Annotated in this window: 13 protein-coding genes; 5 read left to right on the top strand and 8 right to left on the bottom strand. The window is 59.9% G+C overall.

The features are described from left to right. Positions 1-55: 55 nt before the first annotated feature. The 7 genes from AC07W5_RS03160 to bioB all read right to left on the bottom strand — a co-directional run bounded on the left by AC07W5_RS03160 (position 56) and on the right by bioB (position 7,131). The gene (locus AC07W5_RS03160; protein ID WP_495022764.1) at positions 56-1,861 is read right to left on the bottom strand and encodes a phenylacyl-CoA dehydrogenase; all 1,806 of its coding nucleotides are present in this window, start codon (positions 1,859-1,861) and stop codon (positions 56-58) included. A gap of 274 nt (positions 1,862-2,135) precedes the next feature. Next, the gene (locus tag AC07W5_RS03155) at positions 2,136-2,432 is read right to left on the bottom strand and encodes a pyrroloquinoline quinone biosynthesis protein PqqE (RefSeq protein ID WP_495022763.1); all 297 of its coding nucleotides are present in this window, start codon (positions 2,430-2,432) and stop codon (positions 2,136-2,138) included. Between the two features lie 107 nt (positions 2,433-2,539). After that, on the bottom strand, positions 2,540-3,220 hold the full coding sequence (gene bioD, locus AC07W5_RS03150) for a dethiobiotin synthase (protein WP_495022762.1): 681 nt from the start codon (positions 3,218-3,220) through the stop codon (positions 2,540-2,542). Next, entirely contained in the window at positions 3,217-4,029 is an 813-nt protein-coding gene (gene bioC / locus AC07W5_RS03145) for a malonyl-ACP O-methyltransferase BioC (protein WP_495022761.1), read from the bottom strand. The genes bioD and bioC overlap by 4 nt, the downstream gene beginning before the upstream one ends. Beyond that, positions 4,022-4,753, bottom strand: a complete 732-nt coding sequence (locus AC07W5_RS03140) for an alpha/beta fold hydrolase (protein ID WP_494990593.1) — start codon at positions 4,751-4,753, stop codon at positions 4,022-4,024. The genes bioC and AC07W5_RS03140 overlap by 8 nt, the downstream gene beginning before the upstream one ends. Next, a complete protein-coding gene (gene bioF, locus AC07W5_RS03135) occupies positions 4,746-5,924 on the bottom strand; it encodes an 8-amino-7-oxononanoate synthase (protein WP_495022760.1) in 1,179 nt (392 codons plus the stop codon). The genes AC07W5_RS03140 and bioF overlap by 8 nt, the downstream gene beginning before the upstream one ends. 151 nt (positions 5,925-6,075) lie before the next feature. Next, on the bottom strand, positions 6,076-7,131 hold the full coding sequence (gene bioB / locus AC07W5_RS03130; protein WP_495011980.1) for a biotin synthase BioB: 1,056 nt from the start codon (positions 7,129-7,131) through the stop codon (positions 6,076-6,078). Positions 7,132-7,221: 90 nt separating this feature from the next. Here bioB and AC07W5_RS03125 point away from each other — a divergent pair, with 90 nt between their 5' ends. The 5 genes from AC07W5_RS03125 (at position 7,222) to rarD (ending at position 13,203) form a co-directional block, all read left to right on the top strand. Beyond that, complete coding sequence (locus tag AC07W5_RS03125) at positions 7,222-7,962, top strand: ComFC family protein (protein ID WP_495022759.1); 741 nt, start codon at positions 7,222-7,224, stop codon at positions 7,960-7,962. Between the two features lie 64 nt (positions 7,963-8,026). Continuing rightward, on the top strand, positions 8,027-8,791 hold the full coding sequence (locus AC07W5_RS03120) for a TOBE domain-containing protein (RefSeq protein WP_495022758.1): 765 nt from the start codon (positions 8,027-8,029) through the stop codon (positions 8,789-8,791). A gap of 280 nt (positions 8,792-9,071) precedes the next feature. Beyond that, positions 9,072-10,973 carry a PhoX family protein gene (locus AC07W5_RS03115; RefSeq protein ID WP_495022757.1) on the top strand — a complete coding sequence of 634 codons (1,902 nt, stop codon included), beginning with the start codon at positions 9,072-9,074 and terminating at the stop codon, positions 10,971-10,973. A 184-nt stretch (positions 10,974-11,157) separates the two neighbouring features. Continuing rightward, positions 11,158-12,132, top strand: coding sequence for a serine/threonine protein kinase (locus tag AC07W5_RS03110; RefSeq protein ID WP_494990599.1), 975 nt, complete (start codon positions 11,158-11,160; stop codon positions 12,130-12,132). A gap of 183 nt (positions 12,133-12,315) precedes the next feature. Next, positions 12,316-13,203, top strand: a complete 888-nt coding sequence (gene rarD, locus AC07W5_RS03105; protein WP_495022756.1) for an EamA family transporter RarD — start codon at positions 12,316-12,318, stop codon at positions 13,201-13,203. Between the two features lie 224 nt (positions 13,204-13,427). On the opposite strand, the gene AC07W5_RS03100 is transcribed toward rarD, so the two are convergent. Further along, a complete protein-coding gene (locus AC07W5_RS03100; protein WP_494990601.1) occupies positions 13,428-13,946 on the bottom strand; it encodes a glycine cleavage system transcriptional repressor in 519 nt (172 codons plus the stop codon). Between the last annotated feature and the right edge of the window lie 46 nt (positions 13,947-13,992).

The following is a 13,992-nucleotide window of genomic DNA, read 5'->3' as shown; positions in this document are numbered from 1 at the left end:
AAAAAAAACCGCGGCTCCCGGAGGAGCAGCGGCTTTTGAAGGACTGCGTCAGGGCTTAGTAACCCAGACCGAAGTCTTCCTCTTTCATGCCCATCAGGTTGTTGGCACCCGACAGCATGGTTGCTACGTGAGTGCGGGTACGCGGCAGGATGCGCTGGAAGTAGAAGCGCGCAGTCTGCAGCTTGGCGGTGTAGAACGCCTCTTCGGTGGTGCCGGCAGCCAGTTTTTCCGCCGCCAGACGCGCCATGTCAGCCCAGAAGTAAGCCAGGCAGGCATAACCGGAGTACATCAGGTAATCCACCGAAGCGGCACCGACTTCTTCGCGATCTTTCATGGCAGCCATACCGACCTTCATGGTCAGCTCGCCCCACTCTTTGTTCAGCGCAGCCAGAGGTTCGACGAACTCTTTGAGCGCTTCGTTGCCTTCGTTGGTCTGGCAGAACTTGTGGACGATCCTGGTGAAGCCCTTCAGCGCCTCGCCTTGAGTCATCAACACTTTACGGCCCAGCAGGTCCAGCGCCTGAATACCGGTGGTGCCTTCGTACAGCATGGAAATACGGCTGTCGCGAACGTTCTGCTCCATGCCCCACTCGGCGATGAAGCCGTGGCCGCCGTAGATTTGCACGCCGTGGTTGGCAGATTCGAAGCCCACTTCAGTCATGAAGGCTTTGGCGATCGGCGTCATGAAGGCCAGCAGTGCGTCGGCTTTCTTCTTCTCTTCCTCGTCCACACCGTACTTGACGATGTCGACCTGTTTGGCAGTGAAGTACACCATTGCACGGTTGCCTTCGGCGAAGGCCTTCATGGTCAACAGCATGCGGCGTACGTCAGGGTGCACGATGATCGGGTCAGCGGCTTTGTCCGGCGCTTTCGGGCCAGTCAGGGAGCGCATTTGCAGGCGATCGCGAGCGTATTTCAGGCCGCCCTGGAAACCGATCTCGGCGTGAGCCAGACCTTGCAGAGCAGTGCCCAGACGCGCGGTGTTCATAAAGGTGAACATGCAGTTCAGGCCTTTGTTCGCCGGGCCGATCAGGAAACCGGTGGCCGCGTCGAAGTTCATCACGCACGTCGCGTTACCGTGGATACCCATCTTGTGTTCCAGGGAACCGCAGGTCACAGCGTTGCGCGAACCGACCGAACCGTCAGCGTTTGGCAGGAACTTGGGAACGATGAACAGGGAAATGCCTTTGGTGCCGGCCGGTGCATCCGGCAGACGTGCCAGAACGATGTGGACGATATTGTCGGCCATATCGTGCTCACCGGCCGAGATGAAGATCTTGGTGCCGGTGACTTTGTAGGAACCGTCAGCCTGAGGTTCGGCCTTGGTGCGCAACATGCCCAGGTCGGTGCCGCAGTGCGGTTCGGTCAGGCACATGGTGCCGGTCCATTCGCCGGAGACCAGCTTGGTCAGGTAAGCCTCTTGTTGCTCAGGTGTACCGTGTTCGGAAATGGTGTTCATCGCGCCATGGGACAGGCCTGGGTACATGCCCCACGACCAGTTGGCTTCGCCAACCATTTCGCTGACTGCCAGCCCCAGCGACTCCGGCAAGCCTTGGCCGCCATGCTCTAGGTCATGGGCCAGACTCGGCCAGCCACCTTCGACGAATTGCTTGTAGGCTTCTTTGAAGCCCGTCGGGGTCTTAACGCCGGTTTCGCTCCAGGTGCAGCCTTCGGTGTCACCCACACGGTTCAGCGGAGCCAACACCTGCTCACAAAACTTGGCGCCTTCCTCGAGAATGGCGTCAACCATATCCTTCGTTGCGTCCTGGCAAGCCGGCAGGCTCTGATAGTGCGCTTCGTAACCGAGCAGTTCGTCACGAACGAAGCGAATATCACGCAAGGGGGCCTTGTAGTCAGGCATAGCGATAAACCTCTGCTGATGAAACCGGGAATGAACGACCGCGTTGGTTTGTCGTGGCGGTCAAACAGTTGTTTGAAACATACGTTTACGACCAAACCTTGTCAAGCGTCGATCATTTGCCGTTCGTCATCGCCTGCCGCAACGCCACGCACGCAAAGGCCCACAGCCATTACCTGCGCAAAGACGGTGTAGAAAATATTAGTTGAAAGAGAAGGACATGCCCGACAGAACGCCATGCAACGCACGGCGCAGGAGCAGAAAAATCAGCGAGCGATCACGCGTAGGTATTGATCAGCGTACCGAGCATTTCATCGGACGCCTTGGCGACTTTGACGCCCAGTTCCGCCTGAATCTTGCCCATGGACATATCGACCATGCTGCTCGCCAGATCCGATTGCTGGCTGCGATCTAACGAGCGCAGGCGATCGACCTGGGCTTCGGAAGACTGGCTGGTGAGCGCGCGTTCGACAGTTGTGTTGGCGATCTGGCCGGCGGCCTGATCGACACGATTCTGCCCTGTCTGGAGAGTGCTCAGACCAGCGTAGAAAGCGGTATTCCCTGAGATTTCCATGGAAGAACTCGATCCTGCAGAGGATAAACAGCGTCCATTGAAGCAGACCCACCCGGAAAAGGCCCGACAAAAACACTAATGGCATAGTGCCTTATCATAGGCAAAATCTAGTCTAGAAGGTCCAGCTGCAAATACTCGGCCACCGCTTCTGCTGTGACAACCTTGAGCTTGGGCACTCGACCGAGACACGGCGCCGGCAACCGTTCGGCCAGAGTCGCGAGATTCTCCTCCAGACGCGAAGTCTTGGGGTCGATGATGTTGGCCACCCAACCCACCAACTGCAGACCGTCCCGGGCAATCGCCTCGGCCGTCAGCAACGCATGACTGATGCAACCCAGGCGCACACCCACTACCAGAATCACCGGCAAAGCCAGGGCCATCGCCAGGTCCGACAGGTTGTCCTGATCGGCCAACGGCACTCGCCAACCGCCAGCGCCTTCGATCAACGTGAAGTCGGCCTGCTTGCCCAGAATATGCCGCATCGGCGCCAACAACGACTGAACAGTGAGCGCCACACCCGCCTCGCGGGCCGCCAGATGGGGTGCGATCGCCGGCTCGAACGCCACCGGGTTGACCTCGGCGTAACTCAGCGGCAATGAGCATTCAGCCAGCAACGCCAGTGCATCGGCGTTGCGCAGCCCCTTGGGCGTCAGCTCACAGCCGGAGGCCACCGGTTTACCCGCCGCCGTGCTCAATCCCGCCGAGCGTGCAGCATGCAACAGACCTGCGGCGATGGTGGTCTTGCCGACATCGGTATCAGTGCCGGTGATGAAATAGGCTGCACTCATAAAGGTTTCTCCAATATGGCATAGACCACCTGGTAAGTCGCAGGCAGCCCTTGTGCCTGACGAAACTGTTCATAGGCCTGGATCAAACCGAGTATCCGCGCCCGGCCCGTCAAACCACCCGGCCGACCGGGGTTCAGATTGTGCGCACCCAAGGCTTTGAGCTCGTGAGTCAGGCTGCGCACGTCCGGGTAATGCAACACATGCGGGCGAGTTTCCAGGCTGACTACACGCAAACCGCTGGCAGCACACAGCTGCTGATAAGTGCTGAACTGGCGGAAGCGATTGACGTGAACCATGCCATCCACCTGGCTCCAGCTATCGCGCAATTCATACAACGTACCGACGCACAGACTGGCAAACGCCAACACGCCGCCAGGCTTCAGTACGCGATGCGCCTCACTCAGCACCGAGGTGAAGTCCGCACACCACTGCACCGCCAGGCTGGAAAAAACAAGCTCGCAACTCTGCGCCTGCAACGGTAAACGCTCGGCATCGCCGGCGATGAAATGTACTGCACCACCCAACGGCCGAGCGTGGTTGAGCATGCCTTCGGCAATGTCCAGCGCCAGCCCTTCGCTCTCGGGGAATGTCTGACCCAGAACGCGACTGAAATAACCCGTGCCGCAGCCCATATCCAGCCAGCGATCGGGGGAGAAGTCACCCGGCAAGCGGCTCAGCAATTCACCGCCAACCGCCCGCTGCAACTCGGCCACGCTGTCATAACTGGCCGCCGCGCGGGAAAAGGACGCCGCTACCTGACGCTTGTCGGGCAGGCCGCCGGGAAGATTGGGAAAGGACAAATCAGTCATCACCGGACTCATGCAAAAAGGCCTGGATCGCCCCCGCCACACCGTGGGGATCTTCCAGAAGAAACGCGTGGCTGGCCTGTTCAATCAGACCGATTTCGACATCCGGCAACAACGCCAGCAACGCCCCCGCCGCTTCGGCCGGGACCAGGCCGTCGAGCCCGGCAAACAGATGCAACTGCGGGCCACGGAAGGATTGCAAGGCCTGGCGGGTATCCAGTTGCGCGAGCAACTCCAACCCGCTCAACAGGGCTGAAGGCGGTGTATTCGGCGCACCACCGAGCAACAGACGCGCTATGCCGCGCGGGTCATTGGCGCCTTGGGCGCAGAGCAGGCCGAAGCGCTTAAGCGTCCCCCGCGGGTCGGCACCGCACCCGGCAAGAAACGCATCAAAGGTTTCCCCCTGCATCGCGCTCGGCCATTCGTCATGGGCAACAAAACAAGGATTACTGGCCATCGTCAGCAAACCGCAGCAACGATCGCCACGTCGGGCGGCCAGTTCCGAGGCGAGCATGCCACCCAGTGACCAACCACCCAGCCAGGCATTATCCGGCAGGATTGCGTCGAGTTCGTCGAGCCACTCATCCAGGTCACCCGATTCAAGCTCCGGCAACGGTTCGATATCGACCCGCAGGTGTTCGTCCAGCCCCTGCAAAGCAGCCGCCAGCGGTTCCAGCGGCGAAATGCCGAGGCCCCAACCGGGCAGCAGAATCAGTCGATCACGCATGGCTTGGCTCCGGTCCCAATTCGCTAAAGCAGTCTGCCAGTCCATTTAACAATAGCTGGACCTGAGCCTCGCTGTGGGCCGCGGACAAAGTCACGCGCAAACGTGCGCTGCCGGCCGGCACGGTCGGCGGACGAATCGCAGTGACCATCAAGCCGCGCTCGCGCAACATCTGCGAAAAGCGAACGGCGCGCCCGCTATCGCCGATCATGATCGGCTGGATCGGCGTAAAACTGTCCATCAGTTCCAGACCAATCTGCTCGGCGCCTTGGCGGAACTGGCGGATCAGCGCATTCAGGTGCTCACGTCGCCAATGCTCGCTGCGCAGCAGTTCGAGGCTTTTGAGCGTGGCACAAGCCAGTGCCGGCGGTTGGCTGGTGGTGTAGATGTACGGCCGGGCGAACTGGATCAGGCTTTCGATCAGCTCTTCGCTACCGGCGACGAACGCCCCCGCCGTGCCGAAGGCCTTACCCAGCGTGCCGACTAATACCGGCACATCCTCCTGACTCAAACCAAAGTGCTCGACGATCCCGCCGCCGTTGGCACCCAACGGACCAAAGCCGTGGGCGTCATCGACCATCAACCAGGCGCCTTTGGCTTTGGCCACCCGGGCCAGCGCGGGCAAATCGGCGAGGTCGCCGTCCATGCTGAACACGCCATCGGTCACCACCAGCGTGTTGCCGGTGGCTTTTTCCAGACGCTTGGCCAGGCTGATCGCATCGTTATGCAGATAGCGGTTGAAGCGAGCGCCGGACAACAGCCCGGCATCCAGCAACGATGCATGATTGAGCCGGTCTTCCAGCACCGTATCGCCCTGCCCGACCAGCGCCGTGACCGCGCCGAGGTTGGCCATGTAACCGGTGGTGAACAGCAGCGCCCGCGGGCGGCCGGTCAAATCGGCCAAGGCTTCTTCCAGCGCATGGTGCGGGGCGCTGTGGCCGATCACCAGATGTGAAGCGCCACCGCCCACGCCCCAACGAGCCGCCCCGGCGCGCCACGCTTCAATCACTTGCGGGTGATTGGCCAGGCCCAGGTAATCGTTGTTGCAGAACGCCAGCAACGGCTGACCGTCGACCACCACTTCCGGACCTTGGGGGCTTTCAAGCAGAGGACGATGGCGATAAAGGTTTTCGGCACGACGAGCAGCAAGGCGTGCGGCGAGATCGAAAGACATGCAGGCCTCGGGGGCAGATCACAGGATGTGGGTAATTGCCCAATCCCAATGTAGGAGCGAGCTTGCTCGCGATGACGGTCTGACATTCAACATTGATGTTGACTGTGCCACCGCTATCGCGAGCAAGCTCGCTCCTACAGGGGGGCGAGGTTCAAACAGCGGCGTTATAAAACTGCTCGCTGCTCTTCTGTTCCACCAGCGCCTGCTCGATGGCCGCCTGATGCACTTCGTCAGCATGCTCTTCGCGAGCTTCCGGCAGGATGCCCAGGCGCGAGAACAGTTGCATGTCCTTGTCAGCCTGCGGGTTGGCGGTGGTCAGCAATTTATCGCCGTAGAAAATCGAGTTGGCACCGGCAAAGAAGGCCAAAGCCTGCATCTGCTCGTTCATCGCCTCACGGCCAGCGGACAGACGCACGTGGGACTGCGGCATCAGGATTCGCGCAACCGCCAGCATGCGGATGAAGTCGAACGGGTCGACGTCATCGGCGTTTTCCAGCGGCGTACCGGCGACTTTTACCAGCATGTTGATCGGCACCGACTCCGGATGCTCTGGCAAGTTGGCCAGCTGGATCAGCAGATTGGCGCGGTCATCGAGGGACTCACCCATGCCGAGGATGCCGCCGGAGCAGATTTTCATTCCGGAATCACGCACGTACGCCAGCGTTTGCAGGCGCTCGCCGTAAGTACGAGTCGTGATGATGCTGCCGTAGAACTCGGGCGAGGTATCCAGGTTGTGGTTGTAGTAGTCCAGACCGGCCTGGGCCAGGGCTGCGGTCTGGTCCTGATCGAGACGGCCAAGAGTCATGCAGGTTTCCAGGCCCATGGCCTTCACGCCTTTGACCATTTCCAGCACGTAGGGCATGTCTTTGGCCGACGGATGTTTCCAGGCTGCACCCATGCAGAAACGGGTCGAACCAATGGCCTTGGCGCGAGCGGCCTCTTCGAGGACCTTCTGCACTTCCAGCAGTTTTTCTTTTTCCAGACCGGTGTTGTAGTGACCGGACTGCGGACAATATTTGCAATCTTCCGGGCAAGCACCGGTTTTGATCGACAGCAGCGTCGAGACTTGCACGCGATTGGCGTCGAAATGCGCGCGGTGCACCGTCTGCGCCTGGAACAGCAGGTCATTGAAGGGCTGAACGAACAGCGCTTTGACTTCGGCTAAAGACCAGTCATGACGCAGGTTGGCAGTGGTGCTGGCGCTCATTGGCAATTCCTTGTTTATGCTTGGCAAGCGGCTGCGGCATGTAATACCCACAGACGCGACACGGATGTTCGGCATATTTAAGGAAGAGACATGCACTGTCAACCACAATACAAAGGACCGGTTTACATCTGGTTAAAAAACAAACAGACCTGTTTGCTCTGTGACGAACTCACCGACACCCCTCACCCCATCTGCACACCTTGTGAAAGTGAGCTGCCCTGGCTCGGTGATCACTGCCAGGTTTGCGCCCTGCCCTTGCCCATGGCCGGTTTGACTTGCGGCCAATGTCTGAAAAAGCCCCCGGCCTTTCAACAAGTCGTGACACCCTTTACTTACGGCTTTCCGATCGACAGCTTGATTACCCGTTTCAAGCACAACGCAAAGTGGCCGTTTGGGCGCTTGCTGGCCGAACTACTCAGCCAATCGCTGCAACATCGCTTTGATGAGGACCTCGCACGGCCCGACGCCCTGGTCCCTGTGCCCTTGGCCAACAAGCGCCTGCGCGAGCGCGGCTACAACCAGGCGGCGATGCTCGCTCACTGGCTCGGCGACAGCCTGAACCTCCCCTGCGATGAACGCCTGCTGCTGCGGACTCAGGACACTGCCGCGCAACAGGACCTGGATGCCAAGGCGCGCAAACTCAACCTGCGAAGGGCATTCACCCTGCTGCCCGATGCGCAGATCAAAGGCCGGCACCTGGCTTTGATCGACGATGTACTGACCACCGGCGCCACCGCCGAAAGCCTCGCCCGCTTGTTAATGAACGCGGGAGCCCGACGGGTCGACGTCTACTGCCTGGCCAGAACCCCCAAACCCGGCGAGTTGACCTGACTTGACTCTCACGCGCCAAGGCGCCAACGTCCAACCCCATCAATACAGCCCGTAGCGCGCCGCCATGTCCTTGCCCACGCTTTTGACTCAACACATCGTCCGTCGTCCACAGCGCATCGCCTTGCTGCAACACATTGCCGAGCAAGGCTCGATCACACGCGCCGCAAAAAGCGCGGGATTGAGTTACAAGGCGGCCTGGGATGCCATCGATGAGTTGAACAACCTCGCACAGAAGCCTTTGGTCGAACGCAGCGTCGGTGGCAAGGGCGGCGGTGGCGCGAAGTTATCCACAGAGGGTGAGCGGGTATTGCGGCTCTATCAACGTCTGCAAGCCTTGCAAGCTCAGGTGCTGGAGGCCGCGGAGGATGCCAGCGACCTGGACCTGCTCGGCCGTTTGATGCTCAGGACCAGCGCGCGTAATCAACTGCACGGCAAGGTCGTGGCCATCGACAGTCAGGGGCGCAATGATCTGGTCCGCCTGGAGCTGGCCGAAGGACTGACGATCCAGGCGCAGATCACCCACGACAGCACCCTGCGATTAGAGCTGGAAATGAGCACTGAAGTGGTCGCATTGATCAAGGCTGGCTGGCTCGATTTGCTGGCCATCGATCAAGCTGCAACACCTGGACACAATTGCCTGAGCGGGATTATCGAAGAAATTCTCGACGCCGAAGACGGCCCCAGCGAGGTACGGATCGCCCTGCCTAACGGGCAAACCTTATGTGCGTTGGCCGAGCCGTTACACCTTAGAACCTTGGTGCTGACGGCTGGAAAACCCGTCCTGGTGCAGTTCGCACCGTCCAACGTATTGCTCGGCACACCGCTATAACCAAGGGCGGACGCATATCCCGTAGCAGCTGCCGAAGGCTGCGTCCGGCTGCGTGTAGCAGCTGTCGAGCCTGCGAGGCTGCGTTCGGCTGCGCAGCAGTCGTAAATTCAGGCACTGCAATTCTGACCTTTTATTGAGTTAACCGGATTGCGAGTGCTTCGCCCTCGGACGCAGCCTTCGGCAGCTGCTACGGGGGCTCGGCGCAGCTTGAAAAATTATTGAAACATTTCCTTCATCGGCGCTCGTTAAGGTGCCTGCAAAAACCTGCAGGGAGCTTGATGTGAATCTATTGGAAGAAAACCAGCCCACCGACCTCGAAAAAATTGTCGGCCTCAGCCGCCGCGGCTTTATCAGTGCCGGCGCCTTGTGTGGCGCGGCAATGTTTCTGGGCGGCAACCTGCTGAGCCGCAGCGTTCTGGCAGCCAGCGTCAGCACCGGCTCAAGCGAACTGCTGGGTTTCAACAGCATTGCCACCGCCACCAGCGACACCATCACCCTGCCGCCGGGCTACACATCGTCGGTACTGATCAGTTGGGGCCAGGCGCTGCAAAAGAACGGCCCGGCCTTCGACCCGAGCGGCAATGGCACAGCCCAGGCCCAGGAAGTCCAGTTTGGCGACAACAATGACGGCATGAGCCTGTTTGCCTTCCCCGGCGACCACGACCGCGCGCTGATGGCGATTAACAACGAATACACCAACTACCGCTACCTCTACCCCCATGGCGGCATGCCGCAGTCGGCGGAAGATGTGCGCAAGGCTCTGGCCAGCGAAGGCGTCTCGGTGATCGAAGTGCAACGCAAAAACGGCCAGTGGCAATTCGTCCAGGGCTCGCGCTACAACCGCCGCATCCACGGCAACTCGCCGCTGCGCCTGAGCGGCCCGGCCGCCGGGCATGACCTGTTGAAAACCAGCAATGACAAGCACGGCAAAAAAGTCCTCGGCACATTCCAGAACTGCGCCAACGGCAAAACGCCGTGGGGGACCTATCTGACCTGTGAAGAGAACTTCACCGACTGCTTCGGCAGCAGCAATCCCGAGCAGAAATTCGACACCGCGCAGAAACGCTATGGCGCGGTAGCGACCAGCAAAGAAATCAACTGGCATCAACACGACCCGCGTTTCGACCTGGCGAAAAACCCCAACGAACTCAACCGTCACGGCTGGGTCGTGGAGATTGACCCGTTCGACCCACAGTCAACCCCGGTCAAACGCACCGCCCTTGGCCGCTTCAAACATGAAAACGCTGCACTGGCCGAAACCAGCGACGGTCGCGCCGTGGTGTACATGGGCGACGATGAGCGCGGCGAGTTCATTTACAAGTTCATCAGCCGCGACAAAATCAATCACCGCGACCCGAAAGCCAACCGCGACCTGCTGGATCACGGCACGCTGTATGTTGCGCGTTTCGATGCCGGCGACGGCAACCCGGATCATCCAAAAGGCCAGGGCCAGTGGCTTGAGTTGACCCACGGTAAAAACGGTATCGATGCCGGCAGCGGCTTTGCCGACCAGGCGCAAGTGTTGATCCACGCGCGCCTTGCCGCCAGCGTGGTCAACGCCACGCGCATGGACCGTCCGGAATGGATCGTCGTCAGCCCCAAAGACGGCCAGGTCTATTGCACCTTGACCAACAACGCCAAGCGCGGCGAAGACGGCCAACCGGTCGGCGGCCCGAACCCGCGGGAGAAGAACGTCTATGGGCAGATTCTGCGCTGGCAGGAAAACCGTGACGACCACGCGGCCATGAGCTTTTCCTGGGATCTGTTTGTAGTGGCGGGAAATCCTGCCGTACATGCCGGTAAACCCAAAGGCGGCTCGTCGAACATCACCCCGCAGAATATGTTCAACAGCCCGGACGGCCTGGGTTTCGACAATGCTGGCCGACTGTGGATTCTCACCGACGGCGACGCCAGCAACAGTGGAGACTTCGCTGGCATGGGCAACAATCAGATGCTCTGCGCCGATCCGGCCAGCGGTGAGATCCGTCGGTTCATGGTCGGCCCGGTGGGTTGTGAAGTAACCGGTATCAGCTTCTCGCCGGATCACAAAACCCTGTTCGTCGGTATTCAGCACCCGGGCGAGAACGGCGGTTCGACCTTCCCGGAGCACTTGCCCAACGGCAAGCCGAGGTCGTCGGTAATGGCGATCACCCGTGAAGATGGCGGAATCATTGGCGCGTAACGATCGTTCCCTACGCTCTGCGTGGGAATGCAGCCAGTGAGCTCTGCGTCACTGCCGAAGCGATTGCTGCGCGTCCAGTGGGACATACCCACGCAGAGCGTGGGAACGATCAACCACTAAAGACGCTCCGTCTGCGCTACCATGTCTGGCCGGACGCGGCAGCCTGCTGCGCGCAGGAGTCAGCATGGCCCATCCGTTTGAAACCCTTACACCCGACCTGGTGCTCGATGCTGTTGAAAGCATCGGCTTTCACAGTGACGCCCGTATTCTGGCGCTCAACAGCTACGAAAACCGCGTTTACCAGGTCGGCATCGAAGACTCGGAGCCGCTGATCGCCAAGTTCTACCGCCCACAGCGCTGGACCAACGAGGCGATCCTCGAAGAACACCGCTTTACCTACGAACTCGCCGAATGCGATGTTCCAGTGGTAGCCCCCATTGTGCACAACGGCGAAAGCCTGTTCGAACACGCGGGTTTTCGTTTCACCCTGTTCCCACGCCGTGGCGGCCGTGCGCCAGAGCCGGGCAACCTGGATCAGCTGTATCGCCTCGGGCAATTGCTTGGCCGTTTGCATGCGGTCGGTGCCACCCGTCCATTCGAACACCGCGAAGCCCTCGGGGTGAAAAACTTTGGCCAAGATTCACTGACGACCTTGCTCGAAGGCAATTTCATTCCTCGCAGCTTGCTTCCTGCCTACGAGTCGGTCGCCCGCGATCTGCTCAAGCGGGTGCAAGAGGTCTACCAGGCCACGCCCCATCAGAACATCCGCATGCACGGTGACTGCCACCCCGGCAACATGATGTGCCGCGATGAAATGTTCCACATCGTCGACCTTGACGACTGCCGCATGGGCCCGGCGGTGCAGGATGTGTGGATGATGCTCGCCGGCAACCGTCAGGAATGTCTCGGTCAGCTGTCCGAATTGATGGACGGCTACAGCGAGTTCCATGACTTCGACTCGCGTGAGCTGGCGCTTATCGAACCGTTGCGCGCGCTGCGTCTGATGCACTACAGCGCCTGGCTGGCCCGACGTTGGGATGATCCGGCATTCCCCCGCAGCTTCCCGTGGTTCGGTACAGAGCGTTATTGGGGCGATCAGGTATTGGCATTGCGCGAGCAGCTTGCCGCACTCAATGAAGAACCTTTGAAGTTGTTCTGATCCCTTGTAGGAGCGAGCTTGCTCGCGATATGGACGTTAACGATAACGCGTGTTTTCTGAATAAACGCGTCGCCCTTGAGTCCATCGCGAGCGAGCTCGCTCCTACAAAAAAAGCGAACACGACACATCTATACAACCACCCTACAATCACTGCTTTGTTAGCTGCCTAAGCAAGGATTCTGCATGCAAGCCGCCAACCCGCGTCGCGGGTACACTCTGGGTCTGACCGCCTACATCATTTGGGGACTGTTCCCGCTCTACTTCAAAGCCATCGCCAGCGTGCCCGCTGTGGAAATCATCGTCCACCGGGTGCTCTGGTCTGCGCTGTTTGGCTCACTGCTGCTATTGGTCTGGAAGCACCCTGGCTGGTGGCGCGAACTGCGCGAAAACCCGCGGCGACTGGCGATTCTGGCCTTGAGCGGCATGCTGATCGCGGCCAACTGGCTGACCTATGTGTGGTCGGTGAATAACGGCCGCATGCTCGAAGCCAGTCTCGGCTATTACATCAATCCGCTGGTGAACGTGCTGCTGGGCATGCTGTTGCTGGGCGAGCGTCTGCGGCGCATGCAGTGGTTGGCAGTGAGCCTGGCGACCATTGGTGTGGCGCAGCAAGTCTGGCAAGTCGGCAGCCTGCCGTGGGTATCGCTGATACTGGCGCTGACCTTTGGTTTCTATGGACTGATCCGCAAGCAGGCACCGGTCAAGGCGTTGCCCGGGCTGGTGGTGGAAACCTGGATGCTGGTACCGATTGCCCTTGCGTGGTTGCTGCTCAACCCGGTAGCGACCAGCGCTCAGGTTGAGTTCTGGGGGACTTCCCAAGCGTGGTGGCTGGTGGCCGCAGGGCCAATCACCCTGGTGCCGCTGGTGTGTTTCAACGCGGCGGCACGACACTTGCCCTACACCACCCTGGGCTTCCTGCAATACATAGCGCCGACCCTGGTGCTATCGCAGGCAGTGCTGTTGTTTGGCGAGCATTTGTCTTCAAGCACCTTGATCGCATTCGTGTTTATTTGGGCAGGTCTGGCAATTTACAGCGTGGATGCCTGGATCAGCCTGCGCCGGCGCGCCTGATCAAAAAACACACAAAGCTCTGCAGGCCACGATTGACGTGGCCTGCAAGCATCCTTCCCAAGGTTATCCACAGCGTGATCCCCGCCGTTTGTGCACAAGCCCTTGAAACTGTTCGTTTTTTGCTCAGTTCCTGAAGAACCCCGGCCGGCCCGGGCTTGCGGTGCATCTCTACAGGTTATCCACAGGCAGGTGCACGTTTTACTTGGATAACCTTTGCCTCTGGCTTACACCTCGCTACGCAGCACCAATTCGACCATCAAGTCATCCGCCAGAGTTTCCAGGCGCGCCTGCAATACATCCAGGGACAAGGTCAACGGCACCGCCAGAATGGCTTCGGCATGGAACAGCGGTTCGCTACTCATGGGTGCCGGCCGCACATCAGTGACCAGCCGCTCCAGGTTCACACCCTGCTCGGTCAACAGCCGCGTGATATCGCGCACAATCCCCGGCCGGTCATTGCCCACCAGCTCCATAGCGATCGGCTTCCAGGTGCAGGATTGCTCGATACTGCTTTCGGCAATCATCACGCGGATACCTTGCTCTGACAGCCCTTGCAGCGCATCCACCAATTCATCATAGGCTTCGGCCGGCACGCCGACCCGCAGGATCCCGGCGAATTGCCCAGCCATGCGCGACATACGACTTTCCAGCCAGTTGCCGCCGTGCTCGGCAATACACTGGGCGATGCGCTCGACCTGACCGGCTTTATCCGGGGCGAATACGGTAAGTACGAGGTGGTCCATGGCGCAGCCCTCTTGTCATGACTTTTATTATAGAAGGGCAAGTATA

The sequence above is a fragment of the Pseudomonas sp. GW821-FHT01E05 genome (assembly GCF_059422425.1).
This window is presented reverse-complemented; position numbering and strand designations above follow the sequence as displayed.